General features: G+C 62.1%; 21 protein-coding genes and 1 other RNA gene. 6 read left to right on the plus strand and 16 right to left on the minus strand.

What is annotated here, in order from left to right; all coding sequences use genetic code 11:
- From VSX56_RS08250 to VSX56_RS08295, 10 genes are all read right to left on the minus strand, one after another.
- Positions 1-471 carry an ExbD/TolR family protein gene (locus VSX56_RS08250; RefSeq protein ID WP_339114245.1) on the minus strand — a complete coding sequence of 157 codons (471 nt, stop codon included), beginning with the start codon at positions 469-471 and terminating at the stop codon, positions 1-3.
- A 3-nt stretch (positions 472-474) separates the two neighbouring features.
- Entirely contained in the window at positions 475-1,170 is a 696-nt protein-coding gene (tolQ, locus tag VSX56_RS08255) for a protein TolQ (RefSeq protein ID WP_339114244.1), read from the minus strand.
- Between the two features lie 117 nt (positions 1,171-1,287).
- On the minus strand, positions 1,288-1,689 hold the full coding sequence (gene ybgC, locus VSX56_RS08260) for a tol-pal system-associated acyl-CoA thioesterase (protein WP_339114243.1): 402 nt from the start codon (positions 1,687-1,689) through the stop codon (positions 1,288-1,290).
- A gap of 4 nt (positions 1,690-1,693) precedes the next feature.
- The gene (locus VSX56_RS08265) at positions 1,694-2,404 is read right to left on the minus strand and encodes a hypothetical protein (RefSeq protein ID WP_339114462.1); all 711 of its coding nucleotides are present in this window, start codon (positions 2,402-2,404) and stop codon (positions 1,694-1,696) included.
- 57 nt (positions 2,405-2,461) lie between these two features.
- Entirely contained in the window at positions 2,462-3,016 is a 555-nt protein-coding gene (locus VSX56_RS08270; protein WP_350936308.1) for a DUF924 family protein, read from the minus strand.
- A 98-nt stretch (positions 3,017-3,114) separates the two neighbouring features.
- A complete protein-coding gene (locus VSX56_RS08275) occupies positions 3,115-4,737 on the minus strand; it encodes a BCCT family transporter (protein ID WP_339114241.1) in 1,623 nt (540 codons plus the stop codon).
- A 252-nt stretch (positions 4,738-4,989) separates the two neighbouring features.
- On the minus strand, positions 4,990-5,694 hold the full coding sequence (locus VSX56_RS08280) for a CDP-alcohol phosphatidyltransferase family protein (protein ID WP_350936310.1): 705 nt from the start codon (positions 5,692-5,694) through the stop codon (positions 4,990-4,992).
- Positions 5,695-5,871: 177 nt separating this feature from the next.
- Entirely contained in the window at positions 5,872-6,465 is a 594-nt protein-coding gene (locus VSX56_RS08285; protein WP_350936312.1) for a hypothetical protein, read from the minus strand.
- Positions 6,466-6,632: 167 nt separating this feature from the next.
- Entirely contained in the window at positions 6,633-7,553 is a 921-nt protein-coding gene (locus VSX56_RS08290) for a tyrosine recombinase XerC (RefSeq protein ID WP_350936314.1), read from the minus strand.
- A 3-nt stretch (positions 7,554-7,556) separates the two neighbouring features.
- Entirely contained in the window at positions 7,557-8,273 is a 717-nt protein-coding gene (locus VSX56_RS08295) for a DUF484 family protein (protein WP_339114237.1), read from the minus strand.
- Positions 8,274-8,515: 242 nt separating this feature from the next.
- Between VSX56_RS08295 and VSX56_RS08300 the strand changes: the two genes are divergently transcribed.
- Entirely contained in the window at positions 8,516-8,830 is a 315-nt protein-coding gene (locus VSX56_RS08300) for a hypothetical protein (RefSeq protein WP_339114236.1), read from the plus strand.
- Between the two features lie 67 nt (positions 8,831-8,897).
- Here VSX56_RS08300 and fsa read toward each other — a convergent pair whose 3' ends face one another.
- Entirely contained in the window at positions 8,898-9,551 is a 654-nt protein-coding gene (fsa, locus tag VSX56_RS08305) for a fructose-6-phosphate aldolase (protein ID WP_339114235.1), read from the minus strand.
- A 150-nt stretch (positions 9,552-9,701) separates the two neighbouring features.
- Here fsa and VSX56_RS08310 point away from each other — a divergent pair, with 150 nt between their 5' ends.
- Entirely contained in the window at positions 9,702-11,891 is a 2,190-nt protein-coding gene (locus VSX56_RS08310; RefSeq protein WP_350936317.1) for a primosomal protein N', read from the plus strand.
- 36 nt (positions 11,892-11,927) lie between these two features.
- Here VSX56_RS08310 and VSX56_RS08315 read toward each other — a convergent pair whose 3' ends face one another.
- The 5 genes from VSX56_RS08315 to VSX56_RS08335 form a co-directional block, all read right to left on the minus strand.
- A complete protein-coding gene (locus VSX56_RS08315; RefSeq protein WP_350936319.1) occupies positions 11,928-12,905 on the minus strand; it encodes a glutathione S-transferase family protein in 978 nt (325 codons plus the stop codon).
- Positions 12,895-13,710, minus strand: coding sequence for a VOC family protein (locus VSX56_RS08320; protein ID WP_339114232.1), 816 nt, complete (start codon positions 13,708-13,710; stop codon positions 12,895-12,897). Before VSX56_RS08320 ends, VSX56_RS08315 begins: the two co-directional genes overlap by 11 nt.
- Positions 13,711-13,784: 74 nt before the next feature.
- Entirely contained in the window at positions 13,785-14,240 is a 456-nt protein-coding gene (locus VSX56_RS08325) for a DoxX family protein (protein WP_339114231.1), read from the minus strand.
- Positions 14,241-14,395: 155 nt separating this feature from the next.
- Positions 14,396-14,935, minus strand: a complete 540-nt coding sequence (locus VSX56_RS08330) for a hypothetical protein (RefSeq protein ID WP_350936322.1) — start codon at positions 14,933-14,935, stop codon at positions 14,396-14,398.
- A gap of 61 nt (positions 14,936-14,996) precedes the next feature.
- A complete protein-coding gene (locus VSX56_RS08335) occupies positions 14,997-15,779 on the minus strand; it encodes an SDR family NAD(P)-dependent oxidoreductase (RefSeq protein WP_339114229.1) in 783 nt (260 codons plus the stop codon).
- Positions 15,780-15,933: 154 nt separating this feature from the next.
- Between VSX56_RS08335 and ffs the strand changes: the two genes are divergently transcribed.
- The 4 genes from ffs to VSX56_RS08355 all read left to right on the plus strand — a co-directional run bounded on the left by ffs (position 15,934) and on the right by VSX56_RS08355 (position 21,301).
- An RNA gene (gene ffs / locus VSX56_RS08340) (signal recognition particle sRNA small type) lies at positions 15,934-16,032 on the plus strand.
- Between the two features lie 164 nt (positions 16,033-16,196).
- Positions 16,197-17,408 (plus strand): efflux RND transporter periplasmic adaptor subunit, encoded by a 1,212-nt coding sequence (locus VSX56_RS08345; protein WP_350936324.1) that lies wholly within the window; start codon positions 16,197-16,199, stop codon positions 17,406-17,408.
- 10 nt (positions 17,409-17,418) lie between these two features.
- The gene (locus VSX56_RS08350; RefSeq protein ID WP_339114227.1) at positions 17,419-19,353 is read left to right on the plus strand and encodes a MacB family efflux pump subunit; all 1,935 of its coding nucleotides are present in this window, start codon (positions 17,419-17,421) and stop codon (positions 19,351-19,353) included.
- 82 nt (positions 19,354-19,435) lie between these two features.
- Complete coding sequence (locus VSX56_RS08355; RefSeq protein WP_350936326.1) at positions 19,436-21,301, plus strand: DNA polymerase III subunit gamma/tau; 1,866 nt, start codon at positions 19,436-19,438, stop codon at positions 21,299-21,301.
- The last annotated feature ends 9 nt before the right edge of the window (positions 21,302-21,310 follow it).

Raw genomic sequence — 21,310 nt, forward strand, 5'->3', positions numbered from 1 at the left:
TTACTGTTTCGCCGGTCCCGTCAGCGACGGACCACCGGATTCGGTCACCAGAGTGATGTTGTTGAAGCCCGCGCCATTGAGCGCGCCCATCACTTCGACCACACGGGAATAATTGATACCACCATCGGCGCGCAGATAGATCTTGTTGCTCTCGCGCTCCTTGGCGATCGCCTCCAGACGGCCCACCAGCTCGTCCTCTGGCACGCTCGAATTCATCAGCGACACCGTGCCATCCAGCTGCAGCGACACCGTAAGCGGCTCTTCCTGCTCGGTCGGCACCGCCTTGGCAGAGGTCTTGGGCAGCTCCAGCGGCACACCGACGGTCATCATCGGCGCAGCCACCATGAAGATGACCAGAAGCACCATCATCACATCGACCATCGGCGTGATGTTGATCTCGGCCATGGCCTGATGCTTCCCGCGTCCGCGACGCCCTCTCCGGTTGGAGTTCTTTGCTACGCCACCGCCCATGGATCAGGCGTCCAGCTGGCGCGAGAGGATGGTGGAGAACTCGTCCGAGAAGGCCTCGTAGCCGCCAACGATGCGGTCGGCATCGCCCGAGAGCTTGTTGTAGAAGATCACGGCGGGGATTGCGGCCAGCAGACCGATGGCGGTGGCCACAAGTGCTTCTGAAATCCCCGGGGCCACGACGGCCAGCGAGGTGTTCTGCGAGATCGCGATCTCCTCGAACGCCACCTTGATCCCCCAGACGGTCCCGAAGAGACCGACGAAGGGCGCGGTCGACCCGACAGTCGCGAGGAATTGCAGCCCGTGATTGAGCCTCTCGCTTTCCTTGGTGATCGCGACATCCATCGAGCGCTCGATACGCGATTGCGCACCCGCGATCAGGTTGCCATCCTGCCGGTGGCTGCGGCGCCATTCCAGCATACCTGCGGCAAAGATCTTCTCGCTCGCGCCATCGGGACGGGTGCCGATCTGCTCGAACAGCTCATCGAGCGGCTCGCCCGACCAGAAGGCCTGATCGAAAGTCTCGGCCTCGCGGCGTGCCGCGCGGAACGAAATGAACTTGCGGATGATGATCGCCCAGGACCAGAAGCTGGACAGCATCAGCACGATTACCACGAGTTTTACGGTTAGGGAGGCATGGGCAAAAAGGGCAAGCAGCGAGAAATCCATCTGCTGCGCCGTGCCAAGCACGTCTGTTTCCATCGGTCTACTGCTCGTCAAATAGGGGCCGCGTTTGTCGCGGGTTGATTGGCAGCGATTTTAGCGCACATAAAGGGGGCGCGCCATAACATCTACGTCACCTAGGGGCGAATTGCGCACTCAATGCAGGCTTGGAGCCAGCTTCCGGCGTATTTCGGCAGATATCCGCTGTGCCGCCCCCGTTTCGTTAAGGCAGACAAGCGTGACCTGCGCCGAAAACAGCACCTCCCCCGCCCGTGTCACCTCCTGTGCAAGCACGATCCGCGCACCGGTCTCGGCGACCAACCGCGTCATCACAACAAGCTCGTCATCGAATCTGGCGGGCTTGAGATAATCCGCCTCAACCCGTCGCACGGCAAAGACAGTGCCCGTCTCGGCTTTCATGCGCGCCTGATCGACACCCAGCGAGCGGATCCACTCACTGCGGCCGCGCTCGATGAATTTCAGGTAATTGGCATAGTAGACGATGCCGGCCAGATCGGTATCTTCGTAATAGACGCGGACGGGAAACGCGAAGGCCATCACTTTACCCTTTTGGCGCCAGCTTGGCCTCGGCCATATCCTGCGCCATGCGGGCGCTTGCGGCCTCGGCCTTCTCGCGCATCATGTTGGCGCGGGCGAAGAGGCGCAGCGCATGGGAGGCGTCCCCGGACACGGCAGGCATCACCGGATCATAGGCCGCGGCAATCACCGCTGCCACCTCGGGGCGCAGCACCGCCGCCCCGCGCGCCAATCCCAGAGGCGAGCGCCCGGTCCAGGCCTCGTTGCCCCATGCAAGGATCATCTGCACCGCCTGCCCCAGCGCGATGGTCTCGGCGGGCACCTCGGCCATGGCCTCGTCCATCCGCACGAAGCTGAAACAGGCGCGGATCGCCCCCTGATCATCGAAGCGGAAGGTGCGGTAATGGGTGGCCCCCGCATCATCAAGCCGGACGACCAGATCCTGCAATCCGGGGAGCATATGGTCGAGATTGGGCACCTCCAGCAGCTCCTGCCAGTCGCGGAAGAAGAAGATCATCAGATTGGCGCCAATCTCGGGATCGGTCTCGGCCAGCTTATGACCCGAGAGGGCGGCAATCGCCTCCAGCGCGCCCTTCATGATCTGCAGCGTCTCTTCCTGCACCCCGAACACGATCGGCACGATCGGACGGCCCCAGCGCGCGAAATGGTATTGCCCATCCGCGCGGGTGAACAATGCGGTGATCTCTTCGGGCGTCAGGCTATCGGTGTCGGTCATCATGATCCTCTTGTCTTGGGCCCGATCATAGGGCCTCTGCCCACGGAGAAAAAGGCGTCAAAAGCCTTTATGTGTTTCCAGAAAGGCCAGTTCTTCCTTGGTGCTCTCGCGTTTGAGCGCCGCGTTGCGATGCGGGAAACGCCCGAACCGCGCGATGATGTCGCGATGTGCATGGGCAAAGCGCAACCCGTTCTCATCCTCCGCCGCCTCGTAAAGCGCTACGGCGCGGTCCTGATCGGCCAGATCCTCGGAATGCATGAAGGGCAGATAGAAAAAGGCCGGTGCCTGTGGGTCGAGCGCCTTTATCTGCGCATCAAATCCCTGCGTCAGAGCGTGCCCGGCCACCTCGCGCGCCCGGGCATCGCTGGCAAAAGCATGGCCCGTTCCACGGAACATATTGCGGGGAAACTGGTCGAGCAGGATCACCAGCGCCAGAGCGCTTTCGGCCTTCTCGCGCCATGCCGCCAGGGCGCCCTCTGTGGCCTGCGCCTGTAGCGGCCCGAACCGGTCGCGGATAAGGCCGTCGAACAGCTCGTTCTTCTCGAACCAGCTCTCGCGGTGCTCGGGCGCGAACCAGAACTCCAGAACATCTGCGGGGTGGTCATAGGTCATGCGGGCCTCCTCGGGCATGGGCTCCACAGATAGGACGCATGGATCAAATGGAAACGGGCGCCCCGAAAGGCGCCCGTTTCACAGTCCGGAGATCTCGCTCAGGCCTTCTTTTCCGCCTGCAGCCCCTTCACGATGGAATAGCACATCACCAGAAGCACGATGGTGAAGGGCAACCCCGTCGAGATGACCATCGATTGCAGGGCCGACAGGCCACCGCCCAGTAGCAGCACAATCGCCACGACGCCCTCGAAGGTCGCCCAGAACACACGTTGCGGGACCGGCGCATCGACCTTACCGCCTGCGGTGATCGTGTCGATCACCAGCGAGCCCGAATCCGAGGAGGTCACGAAGAACACGATCACGAGGATCACACCCACCACCGAGGTGATCTGCGACAGCGGCAGCTGATCGAGCACACGGAACAACTTCACCGAGATATCGGCATCCACCGCGCCCTGATAGCCATCCATGATCACCTGTTGCAGCGCGACACCGCCAAAGATCGACATCCAGACCACACAGGCCAGCGACGGGATCAGCAGCACGCAGACGATGAACTCGCGCACGGTGCGCCCGCGCGAGACACGCGCGATGAACATGCCCACGAACGGCGACCAGCTGATCCACCATGCCCAGTAATAGGAGGTCCAGCCCTGAACAAAGCCGGTATCCTCACGCCCGAACGGGTTCGACAGCGCCGGAAGCTCGGTCAGATAGGCGCCAAGCCCCGTGCCGATATCGCCCAGAAGCGTCAGCGTCGGACCGGTGAACAGCACGAAAAGCAGAAGCACCAGCGCGAGAATCATATTGATCTCGGAGAGTTTCTGCACGCCGCCCTCGAGCCCGCGCAGCACCGAGATCAACGCGACACCGGTGATGGCCGCAATCAGGATCACCTGGATGGTGGTCGAGATCGGAATACCGAAGACCGCATGCAGACCGGCATTGGCCTGCGTGGCGCCAAGGCCCAGCGAGGTCGCCAGACCGAAGAGCGTCGCGAATACCGCCAGAATATCGATGACATGGCCCGGCCAGCCCCAGATGCGCTCGCCCAAAATCGGGTAGAAGGCCGAGCGGATCGTCAGCGGCAGGCCCTTGTTATAGGAGAACAGCGCCAGCGCGAGGGCCAGAACCGCATAGATCGCCCAAGGATGCAGCGCCCAGTGATAGATGGTCGCGGCCATACCCAGCTTGAAGGCGGCCTCGTTGTCGCCCTCGGCCCCGCCAAGCGGCGCACCGGCGGCACCGGCGAAAGAAGTCGAGAAATGGGTCAGCGGCTCGCCCACGCCATAGAACATCAGCCCGATGCCCATGCCTGCGGCAAAGAGCATGGCAAACCATGCCGGATAACCGAAATCAGGCGTGGCCTCGGACCCGCCCAAGCGGATCTTGCCCCAAGGCGAGACGATCAGGAACAGGCTGAACAGCACGAAGATGTCGCCCGCCGTCAGGAAGAACCAGTCGAACCCGCCGGTCACCGACGAGAAGAGCCAGCTGAAGAGGCCCTGCGCGGTGTCGGGGAAGACCAACGTAAACAGCACGAAAAGAACGACAGCCGCGCCGGAGATGGCGAAAACCGGGTTATGGATGTCGAACGCGATCCGCCCGACACTGCCTTCGATATTATCCTGACCGACGCTGTAATCGGTATCGATCGGGGCAGCCGTGCCCTCGGGCGCGGGTACACCCAGATCTTCATCCTGATCCCTTGACTCTGCCATGCAGTCTCTCCTGTCCCGTTTCACTTTTATCGTTCTGGTGAGCCCCGCGGCCAGAACGCCGCACGGCCCGTGCTGCGCGATTTTCCGCACAGCCCCGACCCATCACAGGGTCGCGTCCGCAAAGGGATATTCCAAAAACGACATTTCGTGGCGCTTATGGACTATCTCACAAAAACTTTCCACCATAGGAACAAGCAAAAATCCGCCGGGTTCCCCGACGGATCGCAAAAAGATGACTATGTCCGGATCGCCTCAGCGAGAAGCGGCGGTCTTTATCGGCACCAGCTGTTGAACGATCCCGACAAAAAGCAGGTAGAGCGAGGTCACCACCAGACCGCTATGCACCAGCGGCCCCGACTGGAAATCGGTCCAGGCGGCAATGGCGGCAAACACCACCCATCCCAGCGCTACCGGCAGCGACAGCTTACGCCAGCGCTGTGTGCGCACGGGGTGGATGAACTTCAGCGGCAGGAACATCGCGATCGTGCAGATCAGCACCAGCACCAGAATGACTGGCGGCGAAGGCGTCGTCGCAAAAACCACAATCGCCACCATATTCCAGCACCCCGGGAAACCTGAGAAGGAGTTATCCTTTGTTTTCATTCGTGTATCCGAGAAATACACCACGCTGAAATAGGTAATCGCCACCACCACGAGCCAGCCCGGCCAGCCCGGCAACAGGTCGGATTTGAACAGCGCGTAGGCGGGGATAAAGACATAGGTGAGATAGTCGATAATCAGATCCATCAGCACGCCATCGAAAACCGGTGCGTTATGTTTCACGTCATAGCGTCGTGCCAAGGGGCCATCGATCCCGTCAACGACCAGCGCCACGACGAGCCACAGGAACATGACGCTCCAGTTACGTTCGACCGCGGCATCAAGCGCCAGCAGGGAAAACACCGCGCCGGTTGCGGTAAGGAAATGGACCGATAGGGCTTTGGTTCTTATCATCATGTCTTTGGTCATGCCGCAAAGACTGCGGTGGTTCAAGCGCTGACATGGCACGGGGCGGACCGGTAGGACGGATATGATACATATCGCACAGGGCTGCGGAAACATCCGGCCTCAGATATAAAGAAGGGCAGCGCAGAGCCGCCCTTCCCGTTCAAGCCATGTCTCTCGGGCCGCGGTTCAGCCCTGCAACACGCCTCCAAGCGTTTCTGCCAGAAGTTGCTCAAACTGCTGAACACGGCGCATGTCATCCTGCGCATCCGCCGTCTCGGCATCCTCGGTGGCTGTAGCAGCCAGTGATTCAATAACAGACTGGGCTGTCGGGACGCCTTCATCCTCATCGGACGGTGGCGGACCCGGCGGCGGCCCCGGAGGCGGCGGGGGCATCATCATCGCAGCCTCCGTCCCGTCGGTCTCCGAGACCGCTTCCTCGCCGAGCGACGCGTCATAAGCCGCCTGCTCCATCGAGGAGAGGGCACCATCGCCATCGAGATCGAAGACCTCTTCATCATCGCTCAGTGTAACCGTTGAACTAGTCGTCGAGGACGATGACGAGGCCTCGCTCGTATCGCCAAACAAAGAAACAAACATGGATTCGGAATCGGCGCCGCTGCCGGAAGGGGGGGGAGGGGGCGGCGGAGGGGGAGCTGCAGCCTGCGTCTCCCCGACGTCAGTCGTGCTTTCGTCATCGTCCGTCGTCGTGCTGCTTGTGGCCATGAGAGCCTGCAGCGCGGACGCGACACTTGCACTACTGGCAAGGGTGGATACGTTCATATCGCGTTCCTTTCTGAACTTGAAACGTCTCCAGAAACTGCGCCCGCAAAATGAACGAAACCTTGCCAGAATATGGTTAACCCATTGACATTTCTGATAGGTAGCCGGTTTACATTTAAAAATTTACCTAACGATAACCGGAAAATTCCGGTTACCGGCTCTTTCCATTAGCGGCGCGGATGGGCCGCGCGATACACCTCCATAAGCCGCGCCTGATCGACCGCCGTGTAGACCTGCGTCGTGGCCAGACTGGCATGGCCCAGAAGCTCCTGAATCGCCCGCAAATCGCCGCCATGGCTCAGGAGATGGGTCGCGAAACTATGGCGCATGGCATGCGGCGTGGCCGTCGCCGGAAGCCCCAGCGCCATGCGGGCCCGCTCCATCGCCTTCGCAATCAGCCGCCCGTTCAGCGCCCCGCCCCGCTTGCCACGGAAGATCGGCATGTCCTGTGCCATCGGGAAGGGGCAGAGCCCGAGATAGGTTTCGACCGATTGGCGCGCCACCGGCAGAAGCGGCACCATCCGCTCCTTGCGCCCCTTGCCCATGATCGTCAGGCTATCGCCCAGAGGAAGATCGGCGCCAGTCAGCGACAGCGCCTCCGAAATCCGCAGCCCGCAACCATAGAGAAGCGTCAGCACGGCGGTGTCTCGCGCCGCCACCCAGGGGTCCTGCGCCTGCAGATCGACCTGCTCGATCATCGCGACCGCCGCATCCTCGGCCAGCGGACGGGGCAATTTGCGCTGGAACCGCGGCGGACGGGCCGAGAGGGGTGCGGTCGCGTCGAACCCCTCGCGATCCGACAGCCAGCGGATGAAGCTTTTCACCGAAGACAACGCGCGCGCCAGAGAGCGCGCCGAAAGCCCCCGCCCCCGCTCATGTGCCATCCATGCCCGCATATCGCCGGTGCTCAGCCGTGCGATCCGCGCAACGCCCAGCGATTCGCCGTGATGCTGGTGCATAAAGGCCAGAAACCCCCGAAGATCCGCGCCATAGGCGATGATCGTCTGCTCGGACGCTCCTTCGAGCCCGCGCAGATGCAAAAGCCAACGCTGCATCGCATCGCGCAGCCCGTCCGACATACCAATCATGACCTACCCCAGAAACCTCTGCATCATACGCTCGAAGACCGCGCCGAAAAAGCCAAGAAGATCGGTGCCTTGCGAAACCTTGAACCGGTTGGGGTCGTTCGACCCCAACACCAGCATCGCCGGCAGCCGCCCCGCCCCCAGATCCAGCGCCAGAACGGCCTCCGACCGGATCGCTTCGGACTGGCTGTCAGGACGTGTATCATGGACGGGTGTGCCCGCCTCGGGGGTCTTGCGCAGCAGGATCGGATCCTGAGAGGCATGACGTCCGTCACGCATATATTCGGCAGAAAATCCCGGCTCGGCCAGACAGAGCACCTTGCCCATATGCCGCAGTGCCGGATCGGCCTCGGATTGATGGGTCTCGAGCACCAGCCGGATCGACTGGACCTCGAGGATTTCGGCCACTTCCTCATGCAGAACCGCCAGAAAACCTCGGAATTCCAGCGGCGCAAGCAGCGACAGGACCGCACGGTGGATCTGATAGGTACCCGCGAGATTTTCGTAAGCCGCGGCAATCACGGAGCGATGGGTATCCTCGAGCCGGTCCAGACGGCTCTCGAGCCGTCTCATTGCAACCGAGCGCAGATCGACAACCTTCCCCGCCCCGATCACATCATCGGCACCGATCAGCACCTGCATCAGGGCCGGATCATCCAGAATGAGATCGGGGTCGGACAGAATCTTTTCACGCAAGGGCTGCGTCAAACCGGCTTGTGTCATGGAAAAATGCCTTTAAAAACGGCTCTGTCAGCTAATCTACCAAATTTCCGCATTTTTCCCAAGAGGTTCACGCGAAGACAGCCAACGAATTCTGGTCATGAGCTATTAGATTGGATTCATTGAGTATGTCAGTGAACATAAAAGAAAATTAGACTTACTCTTCGTGAATTTAAGAGCTAAATAAAATAACCATGCTTAGTTACTCGACGAGTGAAATTCGCTCCCGCCTTCAGAAAGAGCTTATGCGTATCGGGATTTCGATGCGCCAAGCCTCGTTGAAAGCAGGCAAATCGCCGGGCTATCTGCATTCTGTCCTGAAGGATGGCAATGACCCGACGGTCAGCAGCCTGACAGAGATCTGTCAGACCAACGGGCTGAACTTTCCCTATATCGTTTTCGGCGTGCATATCGATGATGATGTCGAGGAGCTCCTGCGCCTTTCCCATCGCCATCCTGCCCTGCGCAATGCGCTTCTGACGCTTTTGCGGAGCGGCCAGCCGGACGCAGCATCCGGCGGCACGGAGACGCCGCGCACCGCCCGACAGGTCAAGGCCTAGGACCTGACGCCGCCAGATATGAAAAAGGGGCCCCGAGGCCCCTTCCTGGATCATGCCGATCCGGTGATCAGACGATTTTCTGGCCGGTCTTGGCCCAGTCCGCCATGAACTGCTCGAGGCCTTTGTCGGTCAGCACATGCTTGACCATACCCTTGATGACAGCCGGCGGGGCGGTGATGACATCGGCACCGATCTTGGCGCAATCGGTGATGTGGTTGACCGAACGGATCGAGGCCGCGAGAATCTCGGTCTTGAACTCGTAATTGTCATAGATGGTGCGGATGTCCTCGATCAGCTCCAGCCCGTCGAGATTGATATCGTCCAGACGACCGATGAAGGGGGAGATGAAGGTCGCACCGGCTTTGGCCGCAAGGATCGCTTGCGCCGCGGTAAAGCACAGGGTGACATTGACCATATGGCCTTCGGATGCGAAAGCCTTACACGCGGTCAGACCGTCCCAGGTCAGCGGAACCTTGATCGCGATATTGGGGGAAATCTTGGCAAGCTTCAGACCTTCTTCGATCATGTCCTTGGCTTCGGTGGCGACCACCTCGGCCGAGACCGGGCCGGTGACGATGTCGCAGATCTCTTTGGTCACCTCGAGGATATCGCGCCCCGATTTCATGATCAGCGAAGGGTTGGTGGTTACGCCATCGACCATACCGAGATCGTTGAGTTCCTTGATGGCGGCCACATCGGCCGTGTCGACGAAGAATTTCATTGGTGTCCTCCAGATGGGCAGTCGCGGCACTGATAGCGCAAAACGTGGTGTCGCGAAAGGGTGGTTATGGCGGGCAGCGGGGGCTCTGCCCCCCTTGGCCTGCGGCCAATTCCCCCCGGGATATTTATCGACGCTGGAAGGAGGCGCGCCATGAGCGGACAGGACTGGTTTGCGGACGGGGCGCGGGTCTCGGTGCTGACGGCGGAGCCTGTAGGGCGGCCGCTGGATTATCTTGCCCCCGAGGGCGGGTGTTGGGCGAGGGCTTTTGTCATGGTGCCTTTGGGGCCGCGCAAGGTTCTGGGCGTGGTCTGGGGCGCGGGAGATGGCGATTTTGCCGCAGCCAAATTGCGCCGCGTGCTGCAAGTGATGGATGTGCCGCCGATGAAAGCGGATATGCGGCAGTTCCTGATGCGGATGGCCGCCTATACGATGACACCGCTGCCGCAGGTGCTGCGTCTGGCGACCCGTGCTCCGGGGCTGTTCGATGCGCCGGGGTTGCGCAAGATCTACCGTCTGGGCGCGGGCGAGCCGCCACGGATGACCGATGCGCGGGCGCGGGTATTGGAGGTTCTGCGCGATCATGGTGGAGCGGGGTTCCAATTGGGTGAATTGGCCGCTTTGGCGGGGGTGACCACATCCGTTGTAAAGGGGATGCTGACCTCGGGGGCGGTTGTGGAGGCGGACGTGCCCCGCGATGCGCCGTTCGAGCGGCTTGATCCGTCCTTGCCCGGAAAGGTGCTCTCGGAGGCACAAAAAGCGGCTGTTGCACGGTTGGAGGATGGCTCGGGCGGGTTTGCACCGGTTCTGCTGAAAGGCGTCACAGGCTCGGGCAAGACGGAGGTCTATCTGGAGGCAGTGGCCGATTGTCTGCGGCAGGGGCGGCAGGCGCTGGTGCTTTTGCCCGAGATCGCCTTGTCCTCGGAGTTTCTGGCCCGCGTGGAGGCGCGCTTCGGGGCGAAGCCGGGCGAATGGCATTCGGGCGTGACCCAGACCGAGCGGCGGCGGCTGTGGAAGGCCACGGCCACGGGCGAGGTGCAGATGGTGGCGGGGGCCCGTTCGGCGCTATTCCTGCCCTTCCGTGACCTGGGATTGATCGTGGTCGATGAGGAACATGATACCTCCTACAAGCAGGAGGAGGGTGTCTTGTATAACGCCCGCGATATGGCGGTGTTGCGGGCCTCCCTTTGCGGGGCGCAGGTGGTGTTGGCTTCGGCCACACCATCGCTTGAGACCTGGGCCAATGCCGAGGCCGGCAAATATGCGCGGGTCGATCTGGGGGCGCGGTTTGGCGCATCGAAGCTGCCGGAGATGCGGCCCATCGATATGCGTAACGAGACCATCGAGAGCCAACACTGGATCGGGCCGACGCTGGTGGGCGCGGTGATCGAGCGGGTCCGCCGTGGCGAGCAGGCGATGCTGTTTCTCAACCGTCGTGGTTATGCGCCGGTCACCATCTGTCGGGCCTGCGGGCACCAGATCGGCTGTGAGCAGTGCGATGCGCGGATGGTGGAGCACCGGTTCCTCAAGCAGCTTGTCTGCCATCAATGCGGCGAGACGAAACCGATCCCCACGCAATGCCCCAATTGTCAGGTCGAAGGGAAACTGGCCCCTGTGGGCCCGGGTGTCGAGCGTCTGGCCGAGGAGGTGCGCGAGCGCTTCCCCGACAGCCGGATGGCGGTGCTGTCCTCTGATCTGTTCACCACCGCGCGGGCACTGAAGGAGGCGATTTCCGATATTGCCAATGGCGGGGCGGATATCATTATCGGCACGCAGATCGTGGCCAAGGGGCATAACTTCCCAAGACTGTCGCTCGTGGGGGTGATCGATGCCGATCTGGGGCTGCAGGGGTCGGACCTGCGCGCCGCCGAGCGCACCTTCCAGCTGATGCGGCAGGTCGCGGGCCGTGCGGGCCGCGCCGAGACCGAAGGGCTGGCGCTGTTGCAGACCTATCAGCCAGAGCATCCTGTGATCCGTGCGATCTTGGGTGGGGATGAGGAAGCCTTCTGGCGCGCCGAGGCCGCCCAGCGCCATGCGCAGCATGTGCCGCCCTATGGGCGGATGGCAGGCATCATCCTCTCGGGACCGGATCTGAAACCCTTATTTGACATCGGCGAGGCGCTGTCGCGTCAGTCGGGGCCTTTGCGCGAGATCGAGGCGACAGTCTATGGCCCCGCCCCTGCCCCCGTGGCGCGGGTGCGTGGGCGGCACCGCGTTCGGCTTCTGGTGAAGGCCGATAAGCGCGCGCCCTTGCAGGCAGCGCTGGCGCGTTGGGTCGCGCAGGTGCGCCTGCCCAATAATGTGCGCCTTGCCATCGATATCGACCCCCAGAGTTTCATGTGAAGCAGCGTTTCATGTGAAACCCGGCGGGTCGATAGATCAGTGGCAACGGGCCTCGGCCAACAGCCGATAGCTGTCTTCCGGCCCTTTCGGCACGATCAGCGGCGGGTTGAGACGCTTGATCGAGTAATAGCCTGCCTTGATATGGTCGAGATCGACCGTTTCGGCCACGCCTGGCTGGTTCAGCATCCGCACCATATGCGCATAGAGCGCAGGATAATCGCGCAGCATCTTCAGGTTGGTCTTGAAGAGCCCGTGATAGGCCACATCAAAGCGGATCGAGGTCACGAAGATGCGGATATCGGTCTCGGTCAGACGGTCGCCATGGAACCACGGCCGGCCATCCGACAGCACGGTCTCCATCCGGTCCATCTCGGCAAAGACACCGGCCACGGCCTCGTCATAAGCCGCCTGAGAGCTGGCAAACCCCGCCTTATAGACCCCGTTATTATAGGCGTCATAGATGCGGGCAGTCTCGGCCTCGACATCCGCCTCGATATCCTCGGGGCGCAGGCGCGGGGTCTCGGGGGCGAGCCATTCAAAGGCCGTGTCGAACATACGCACGATATCGGCGCTCTCGTTATTGACCAGAGTATCGGTCTTTGTATCCCAGAGCACCGGCACGGTCGCGCGGCCGGTATAATGCGCATCGGCACGGGTATAGAGTTCGTGCATAAAGGACGCGCCATGCAGGGGGTCTCTATCCGCCCCCTCGAAGCCGCCGAATTCCCAGCCCTGATCACCGAGGCGCGGATTGACCACTGTCACCTCGATGAACGCCTCCAGCTTCTTCAGCTTGCGTGCGATCAGCGTGCGCGAGGCCCAAGGGCAGATATAGGCCACATAGAGGCGGTAGCGCCCGGCTTCGGCCTTATAGCCGCCCTGCCCCGTGGGGCCGGCCGCCCCATCGGGCGTGATCCAGTTGCGGAACCCCGAGACCTGCCGCACGAAGCGGCCCTTGTCATCGGCCTTCTGCACCGGCTGCCAGTCGGCAGTCCATTTGCCATCAACGAGCATTGGCCATCTCCTTTGTCTGCAATGTTACCGGCAGCCCCCAAGGGTCCACCAGCGTGGCCTCGCCACCGAGCCCGTCAATCTCCTTGGCCTCCCCGCGCAGGGTCAGCCCCGATAGGCCGGTGGCCGGACGGGAAACGGTCCCTGCCCCCCGGGAGTTCCAGATATTGGTGGCGATATGGTGGTGATAGCCCCCCCAGCCGAAGAACTTCGCACCGGGATAATCGGTCATCACCGAAAGGCCCAGACGGTCACCGTAGAACTCCATCGCGGGTGCGAGCCCGCCCACCTGCAGGTGCACATGGCCGATGGTCATCCCCTTGGGCGCGCCGGACCATTTGCCGGAGCGCTGGTTGTGCAGATCCTGCAGATCCAGCGGTTCGGTCACCATATGGATCTGGTCGCCCATACGGATCCACTTGTCGCGCGGACGGTCGACATAGACCTCGACGCCATTGCCTTCCGGATCGGCCAGATAGATCGCCTCGGACACCGAGTGATCGGAGGCGCCCTGCAAAGGCGCCCGACGCGCCACCGCGTTATCGAGCCAATCGGCCAGAGCGCGGCGCGAGGGCATCAGGAAGGCCGTATGGAACAGCCCCGCCTCGCGATGGCTGGCCTTGCGGGCCGCCTTATCCGCCCGCAGTTCCACCAGCACGTGGCCATCCGCGCCATAGCGGGCCACCGTGCCGTCCGATGACAGCCGCGCCAGACCCAGCACGTTTTCATAGAATGCGCCCACGGATTTCAGGTCGTGGACCGTCAGAACGACATGGCCGATTTCAATCGGTGCATCACTCGTTGCCATTTCAAACCTCCTGCCACCCGCGTGGCGTTACAGGTTGCGGGGAATGCGCTCCCCGCAAGCTTCAATCCAAGAATTCAGCGGCGGAACAGACGGCGCGTCGGGAAGATGGCGGCGGCACCGTCACCCAGCAGAGCCATCATGCCCATCACGGCGGCCCACATCACCGGATATTCCCAGCCGCCACCAGCATTCGAGAAGGTGAAACCGTTAGGGATATGCGCGGCAATCGCCGCCCCCAGCAGCACCGGCACGAAGAGCGCCGAGACGATGCGCGGCAGCACACCAAAGATCAGGGCCAGACCACCGAAGAACTCGGCCGCCATGGTCAGCAGACCAACCCAGCCCGGCAGACCGAGGCTCTGGAAATACCCGGCGGTGCCCGCAGGGGTGAAAACGAAATATTTGATCAGCCCGTGGGTCACAAACAGCGCACCCGTCGTCAGGCGCAGGCCGAAGATTCCCCAAGGGGCAAGGTTACGGTCGGCTGCAGGGGCATCATGGGCTGCGGTATTGAAAGCGATATGTGCCATTGTCTTGTCTCCATCCCCGGCGCGGCGTTCAGGCAGGAGGCCTGAGGCTCGGGGCCGGTAAGTTGCGGACCGTTTGTGCTGGCCCTTTCGATGAAGCCAATATGCGCTCCGTCCTTTGCCAATAAAATGGTCTTTAAATAGAAACACTATCTACATTACGTTCCCAATGTGCGCCTTTTGATCGTCTTGAGCACCCGCCGCCGGATCAGCCCGCTGACAGGCCGGATGACCATCCAGTAGCGCGCGAAATTCACCCGAGCCGTCTCATCCAGACAATAGATGCGCGTTCGCGTCGTCAGACAGGCTTTGCCCTCACCTCCGATATGGTAGTGCAGTACAAGTTTGACGGAGCCCGCTTGGTCATAGGTCTCGAAGGCCTGCAGATCCGCCAAGGGGTCCTGCCCGTAGCCAGCCTGCCAGAACCGCCCGACCATGCCGAACACGGCCTCTTGCGAGTTGCGGGCGAGTGGCGTGAAATTGTCCAGAGTGAAGGCAGGGCGGTCATGGGTCCTTCCCCGCAACCGTGCCCAGCCGCGTATCGGCGCTTCCCTGAGCGCGATCGCCCCGCGGAAGAACGCGTCATCTTCGGGCTTATAGGCCAGCGCCTCGGCCATCACACGGGCGGCGGGCGCATCAATCAGGATCGAATGGGTTTCCTGAAAATGGAAATCGGGGAGAATATCGTCGATCAGCATAAAAAACTCCGGCCTGAACTGAACGCATCAATCCAGACCGGAGAAGATGTGGCAAGGGTCATCAGACCTCGATGGAGCCCACCGAGCCACCATCCACGCGCCAGTTGGCGCCGGTCACAAAGCTTGCGCGTTCCGAGCAGAGCATGGCGATCACGGGGGCCACCTCTTCGGCCTTGCCGCGACGCCCCAGTTTGAGGAAGGGACGTTCTTCCTTCAGGAAGCTCTGGATCGCCTCGTCTTTCGACACGCCAAGCTCCTTCGAGCGTTTCTCCATCATCCCGTCAGTCATCGGCGTCTCGATGAAGGCAGGCGCCACGCAATTGGCCATCAGCCCTTTGGAGGAATGCGCAAGCGCGATGGATTTCGAGAAACTCAGCAGCGCCGATTTCGCACAGTTGTAAACCGTTTCATCGGCATAGGGCTGGGCCACGTTTTCCGAGGTCACAAAGACCATCCGGCCCCAGCCGCCCCTGATCATTGCAGGGCCCAGATGGCGGGCCAGACGGACAGCCGAGAGAAAATCGATATCGATCGCTTCTTTCCAGTCCTCTTCCGCCATCTGCAGCGGATCACCTTTGGCCCCCGTCACCCCTGTGGCATGAACCCAGATATCGAAATCGGTCCCGACCTTGCCAATGAATTCCTCGACACCTTCGGGCGTCGAGAGATCGCCCGCCACGGCTTTCGCGCCCAGCGGCTCGGCCACGGCATCGAGCTTCTCCTGATCGAGATCGGTCAGCACCAGATCGACCATTTCCTCGGCCAGAATCTTGGCGGTCTCGCGGCCCATGCCGCCCGAGGCTCCGGTAATAAGCGCACGGCGTCCCCTGATCTGCAGATCCATTTGAAATTCCTCCTGAGTAACTGCTGTTGGAAGGCCAACGCCACCGCCCCCGTCCCCTGTTCCAAGGGAACCGATCACGCGCACGCGAGCGCCGTCTGAAGCAGCATCGAAAACAAGACTTGCGAAAGCGACGCGGATTTTCTATATGCCCCCTCGAGAGGCTGGCGCGGGCGAGCGCCTCGCCAACCCGGTCAGGTCCGGAAGGAAGCAGCCGCAACGAGCCCCGCTTGGGTCGCTGTCCAGTCTCTCACCTTTTCTTCCCCGCTTCAGCTTGTCTTCAGGTGCATCCGCCACACCGTCTCCAAAGCCATATGGTCTTGGATCAGCTGATATTTGCGTGAATGCACGATTTCATCAGACAGATTTTGCCTCATACGGCGTTGAACGTGAAAGACGCATGGAGTGATGGACGGGCCTATGACGCAAAAATTGAAATCGACACGCGTGAAAGTCGCTTCAGTGCTGGCCGTTATCGTGATTGCGGCGGGCCTTCTGGCGTGGTTCCATTCGCGCAGCAATGCCGCCGAGGAAGCCGCGCCCCAGACTGTGGCCGTCAGCCGCGGTGATGTGCGCAAGACCGTGCTGGCGACCGGCCTGATCGAGGCCGATGATCTGGTGTCGGTCGGCGCGCGGACCTCGGGCCAAATCGAGACACTGGCCGTATCAGTCGGCGACGAGGTCAAAGAAGGCGATCTGATCGCGCAGATCGACAGCCTCGAACAGCAGAATGCCGTCGCACAGGCCAAGGCCGATCTGGACCAGATCGACGCCGAGATCACCTCGAAACAGGCCGAGATCAAGGTCGCGCAGCTGGATGTGACCCGCCAGTCGGGGCTGAATTCGCAAAAGCTCTCGGCCACGTCCGATCTTGAAACAGCCGAGGCCACGCTCGAGATGGCCAAGGCGGGGCTGGTCTCGCTTCAGGCGCAACGCGCCCGCGCCGTGATCGAGGTCTCCTCGGCCGAGCTGGATCTCGACCGCACCAAGATCACCGCGCCTATCGACGGCACCGTCGTGGCCGTGGTCAATGGCGAGGGCACCACCGTGAACGCCTCGCAGGATGCGCCGACCATCGTCAAACTCGCCAAGCTCGACAAGATGCAGATCAAGGCCGAGATCTCCGAAGCGGATGTGATCAATGTCAAAGCGGGCCAGAAGGTCGAGTTCTCGCTTCTGGGCGATCCGGACCAGACCTATGAGGCGACGCTCGACAAGGTCGAGCCCGCGCCGTCTTCCATCGAGGATGATGACGAGATCGATACCGATAGCGCGATCTATTACGATGCGCTGTTCACCGTGGACAATCCCGATGGCCTGCTCAGGATCGGCATGTCGGCCAATGTGACGATCATCATCGACGAGGCCGATAACGCGCTGACGCTCCCCGTCTCGTCGCTGCCGCCCAAGGGGCCGGACGGGAAATACCGCGTGCAGGTGATGGGCGCTGACGGCAAACCGGCCATGCGCGAGATCACCGTGGGGCTCGAGGACCAAACCACTGCCGCCATCACCGACGGGTTGACCGAGGGCGATAAGGTCGTGGCCATGCAGGCCCCCTCCGGCCCGCCCCCATCCGCCAGCAGTGACCGTGGCGGACCGGGTGGTCCACCGCCGATGATGGGCATGTAAGGGGCGTCTCATGGCATTGATCGAACTGAACAATATCCGCCGTAGCTTTGCTGCGGGCGATCAGGAAGTGACCGTCCTGCATGGCGTCGATCTGAAGATCGAAGCGGGTGAGATGGTCTCTATCATCGGGCAATCGGGCTCGGGCAAATCGACGCTGATGAACATTCTCGGCTGTCTCGACCGTCCGAATGAGGGCAGCTATCTTTTTGACGGTGCCGAGGTGGGCCGGATGGCCGACGAGGATCTGGCCGAGCTGCGTCGGGCGCATTTCGGTTTCATCTTCCAGCGTTACCAATTGATGCCCGAACTCGATGCGGTGGAAAACGCCGAGATCCCCGCCGTTTACCGTGGCATGTCGCGGGGCGCGCGCCGCAAGCGTGCGCAGGACCTGCTGACGCGGCTAGGCTTGGGCGAGCGCCTTGGCAACCGGCCCGGTGCGCTTTCGGGCGGGCAGCAACAGCGGGTCTCGGTAGCCCGCGCACTGATGAATGGCGGCGAGGTGATCCTGGCAGATGAGCCCACCGGTGCGCTTGACAGCCAGTCGGGCAAAGAGCTGATGGCCCTCTTGCAGGAGCTTCATGCCGAGGGCCATACGGTCATCATCGTCACCCATGACCCCGAGATCGCCGCCCAGACCGAACGCGTGATCGAGATCCGCGACGGGCGCATCATCGACGACACCCGCAAGGTGCCGCATCAGACCGGCGCACGGATCACGCCCCCTTCCGAGGGCGCGGGGGGCTTCGGCGTCTGGCTGGACCGGTTGCGCGAGGCCGCTCGCATGGCGATGAAGTCCATCGCCGCCCATAAGCTGCGGTCCTTCCTGACGATGCTCGGGATCATCATCGGCATCACCTCCGTGGTGTCCGTGGTGGCGCTGGGGAATGGCTCGCAACAGAAGGTGCTGGAAAACATCGCCTCCATCGGCACCTCCACCATCTCGATCCGTCCGGGCACGGGCTTCGGCGACAGGCGCGCCAACCGGGTGGAAACGCTGGTGGGGTCGGACGCAACCGCGCTCGAAAGCCTCGATGTTGCGCAAAGCGTCTCGCCCGAAGTATCGGAGACCGCCAATGTGATCCACGGCAATGTCACCGCCTCGGCCTCGGTCAACGGGGTGACGGCGGGTTATTTCGACCTGGGCGCCTATACGGTGACCAAGGGCGCAGTCTTTGACGAAAGCGACGTCACCAACCGCACGCAGGTCGCGGTGCTGGATGCGGATGCCGCCGAGACCTTCTTTGGCACCGACAACCCCATAGGTCAGCGCGTGCTGATCGGGCGTATCCCGCTCGAGGTGATCGGTGTGGTGGAAAGCTCGGGCGCGAGTTTCGGGCCGCAATCGATCAAGATCTTCACCCCCTATACCACCATGATGGTGCGGGTGACCGGCGCCGATACGGTCGATTCGATCACCGTGCAGGTGAAGGATGGCGCCGATATGGATCAGGCCGAAACCGCAATCAACAACCTGCTGGAACAGCGCCACGGCACGGTCGATTTCTTCCTGCGCAATTCCGACACGATTCGTGAAACGATCCAGTCCACCTCGCAAACGCTAACCTATTTGATCTCGGCGATTGCAGTGATCTCGCTCATCGTGGGCGGCATCGGCGTGATGAACATCATGCTGGTCTCGGTGACCGAGCGCACGAAGGAGATCGGCATCCGTAAGGCGGTGGGTGCGCGACGGTCCGACATCACAGCGCAATTTCTGATCGAAGCGGTGATGGTCTGCATATTAGGCGGGGCGCTAGGGGTCGCCTTGGCGTTTGGTATCGGTGAGGTCATCACCATTGTCTCGCCCAGCACGCGGCTCGTCTATTCGGGGGTCACGATCGCTGCGGCCTTCACCTCGGCCACGCTGATCGGGATCGTCTTCGGCTACCTGCCTGCCCGTTCGGCCTCGCGGCTTGATCCGGTGGTGGCGCTCGCACGCGAATAGCCCGCGACGAGGGAGAACACATCATCGCACCTTGCCCGCGGGCGGCCCAATCCCTAGATTGGCGCCAACCAAAGGAGAGGTCATGACAGACGCGATGGGAACCGACGCCCCCGAAAAAGGCGGCTATCAGGTTCTGGCCCGTAAATACCGCCCCGCCACCTTTGCCGATCTGATCGGTCAGGAGGCGATGGTGCGCACGTTGAAAAACGCTTTTGCGGCGGACCGGATCGCGCATGCCTTTGTCATGACGGGCATCCGCGGTGTTGGCAAAACCACCACCGCGCGGATCATCGCCAAGGGGCTGAACTGTATCGGTGCAGATGGCCAAAGCGGCCCCACTACCGAACCCTGTGGCGTCTGCGAGCATTGCCGCGCGATTACAGACGGCCGCCATGTCGATGTGATGGAGATGGACGCGGCCTCCCGCACCGGCGTGGATGATATCCGCGAGATCATCGAGAGCGTGCATTACCGTGCGGCCTCGGCCCGCTACAAAGTCTATATCATCGACGAAGTCCACATGCTCTCGACGAACGCCTTCAACGCCCTGTTGAAGACGCTCGAAGAGCCGCCCGCGCATGTGAAATTCATCTTTGCCACGACCGAGATCCGCAAGGTGCCCGTCACCGTGCTCTCGCGCTGCCAGCGGTTCGACCTGCGCCGGATCGAGCCGGAGGTGATGATCGACTATCTCACCAAGGTGGCTGCCAAGGAAAACGCCCAGATCAACGCCGATGCGCTGGCGCTGATTGCCCGCGCCGCCGAAGGCTCGGCGCGCGATGCGATGTCGCTGATGGATCAGGCCATCTCGCATGGCGCGGGCGAGACCACCGCCGATCAGGTCCGTGCAATGCTGGGGCTTGCCGACCGTGGCCGTGTGCTCGATCTCTTCGACATGATCCTCAAGGGCGATGCCGCAGGCGCTTTGACCGAGATCGCGGGGCAATATGCCGATGGCGCCGATCCGATGGCGATCCTGCGCGATCTGGCCGAGATCACCCATTGGGTCTCGGTGATCAAGATCACGCCCGATGCCGCCGAAGACCCGACCATCCCCCCCGACGAGCGTGACCGTGGCATGGGCATGGCCGAGAAGATCCCGATGCGGGTGTTGACGCGGCTCTGGCAGATGCTCCTGAAGGCTATCGAGGAGGTCTCCTCGGCCCCCAACGCCATGATGGCCGCCGAGATGGCGGTGATCCGCGTGACCCATGTGGCCGACCTTCCCGACCCCGAGGCGCTCTTGCGCCGCATTCAGGACGGGCCGGGGGTAAAGCCCCCCACGGGTGGTGGTGGCGCGGGCGGAGGTGCCCCTGCGGGTGGCGCTCCTTCTGGTGGCATGGGTGGCGCTGCGCCCTCGGGCGGGCCGGTGCACGGACCGACCATGTCCGGCAATGGTCAGGTGATGGCGATCCATCCTTATGCCACCACGATGCGGGCGCGCTTCGGCCAGCCCATTGTGGCCGCAGGCAATCTGGCGCTGGCCCAGCAGCCCTCTGCCGAGGAAGCGTTGGCACGGTTCGACACATTCGAGAAGGTCGTCGACCTGATCCGCCGGATGCGCGACATGACGCTGCTGATGGATGTGGAAAACGGGTTGCGCCTCGTGCGCTATCGCCCGGGCCTCATCGAGTTCCAGCCCGCAGAACGCGCACCAACATCGCTGGCCGCCCATCTGGCGCAACGTCTCCAAAACTGGACGGGACAACGCTGGGGCGTGTCGGTTGTCAACGAGGGTGGCGCCGAGACCATTGCCGAGATGCGCGATGCCGACCGGCGCATCGCAGAGAAAGCCGCGATGGACAACCCTCTGGTGCAGGCGATCTTTGCCACATTCGAGGGCGTGAAATTCGAGAAGATCACCTCTTCGGAGGAGATCGCGCAAGAGATGCAGGACACCGTCCTGCACGAAGTCGAAGATGAATGGGATCCCTTCGAGGATCACTGAGAAAGGAGA

The sequence above is a fragment of the Thioclava kandeliae genome, assembly GCF_040297545.1.
GTDB lineage: Bacteria > Pseudomonadota > Alphaproteobacteria > Rhodobacterales > Rhodobacteraceae > Thioclava > Thioclava kandeliae.

Excerpts from the sequence above, each read along its gene's own strand:
- ybgC (WP_339114243.1), bottom strand. The coding sequence starts at position 1,689 with ATGGCCTTCGCGTTTCCCGTCCGCGTCTATTACGAAGATACCGATCTG.
- VSX56_RS08325 (WP_339114231.1), bottom strand. The coding sequence starts at position 14,240 with ATGGCACATATCGCTTTCAATACCGCAGCCCATGATGCCCCTGCAGCC.
- VSX56_RS08275 (WP_339114241.1), bottom strand. The coding sequence starts at position 4,737 with ATGGCAGAGTCAAGGGATCAGGATGAAGATCTGGGTGTACCCGCGCCC.
- VSX56_RS08345 (WP_350936324.1), top strand. The coding sequence starts at position 16,197 with ATGACGCAAAAATTGAAATCGACACGCGTGAAAGTCGCTTCAGTGCTG.
- VSX56_RS08335 (WP_339114229.1), bottom strand. The coding sequence starts at position 15,779 with ATGGATCTGCAGATCAGGGGACGCCGTGCGCTTATTACCGGAGCCTCG.
- VSX56_RS08295 (WP_339114237.1), bottom strand. The coding sequence starts at position 8,273 with ATGACACAAGCCGGTTTGACGCAGCCCTTGCGTGAAAAGATTCTGTCC.
- tolQ (WP_339114244.1), bottom strand. The coding sequence starts at position 1,170 with ATGGAAACAGACGTGCTTGGCACGGCGCAGCAGATGGATTTCTCGCTG.
- VSX56_RS08250 (WP_339114245.1), bottom strand. The coding sequence starts at position 471 with ATGGGCGGTGGCGTAGCAAAGAACTCCAACCGGAGAGGGCGTCGCGGA.
- VSX56_RS08290 (WP_350936314.1), bottom strand. The coding sequence starts at position 7,553 with ATGATTGGTATGTCGGACGGGCTGCGCGATGCGATGCAGCGTTGGCTT.
- VSX56_RS08285 (WP_350936312.1), bottom strand. The coding sequence starts at position 6,465 with ATGAACGTATCCACCCTTGCCAGTAGTGCAAGTGTCGCGTCCGCGCTG.
- VSX56_RS08300 (WP_339114236.1), top strand. The coding sequence starts at position 8,516 with ATGCGTATCGGGATTTCGATGCGCCAAGCCTCGTTGAAAGCAGGCAAA.
- VSX56_RS08310 (WP_350936317.1), top strand. The coding sequence starts at position 9,702 with ATGAGCGGACAGGACTGGTTTGCGGACGGGGCGCGGGTCTCGGTGCTG.
- VSX56_RS08330 (WP_350936322.1), bottom strand. The coding sequence starts at position 14,935 with ATGCTGATCGACGATATTCTCCCCGATTTCCATTTTCAGGAAACCCAT.
- VSX56_RS08315 (WP_350936319.1), bottom strand. The coding sequence starts at position 12,905 with ATGCTCGTTGATGGCAAATGGACTGCCGACTGGCAGCCGGTGCAGAAG.
- VSX56_RS08280 (WP_350936310.1), bottom strand. The coding sequence starts at position 5,694 with ATGATGATAAGAACCAAAGCCCTATCGGTCCATTTCCTTACCGCAACC.
- VSX56_RS08270 (WP_350936308.1), bottom strand. The coding sequence starts at position 3,016 with ATGACCTATGACCACCCCGCAGATGTTCTGGAGTTCTGGTTCGCGCCC.
- VSX56_RS08350 (WP_339114227.1), top strand. The coding sequence starts at position 17,419 with ATGGCATTGATCGAACTGAACAATATCCGCCGTAGCTTTGCTGCGGGC.
- fsa (WP_339114235.1), bottom strand. The coding sequence starts at position 9,551 with ATGAAATTCTTCGTCGACACGGCCGATGTGGCCGCCATCAAGGAACTC.
- VSX56_RS08265 (WP_339114462.1), bottom strand. The coding sequence starts at position 2,404 with ATGACCGACACCGATAGCCTGACGCCCGAAGAGATCACCGCATTGTTC.
- VSX56_RS08355 (WP_350936326.1), top strand. The coding sequence starts at position 19,436 with ATGACAGACGCGATGGGAACCGACGCCCCCGAAAAAGGCGGCTATCAG.
- VSX56_RS08320 (WP_339114232.1), bottom strand. The coding sequence starts at position 13,710 with ATGGCAACGAGTGATGCACCGATTGAAATCGGCCATGTCGTTCTGACG.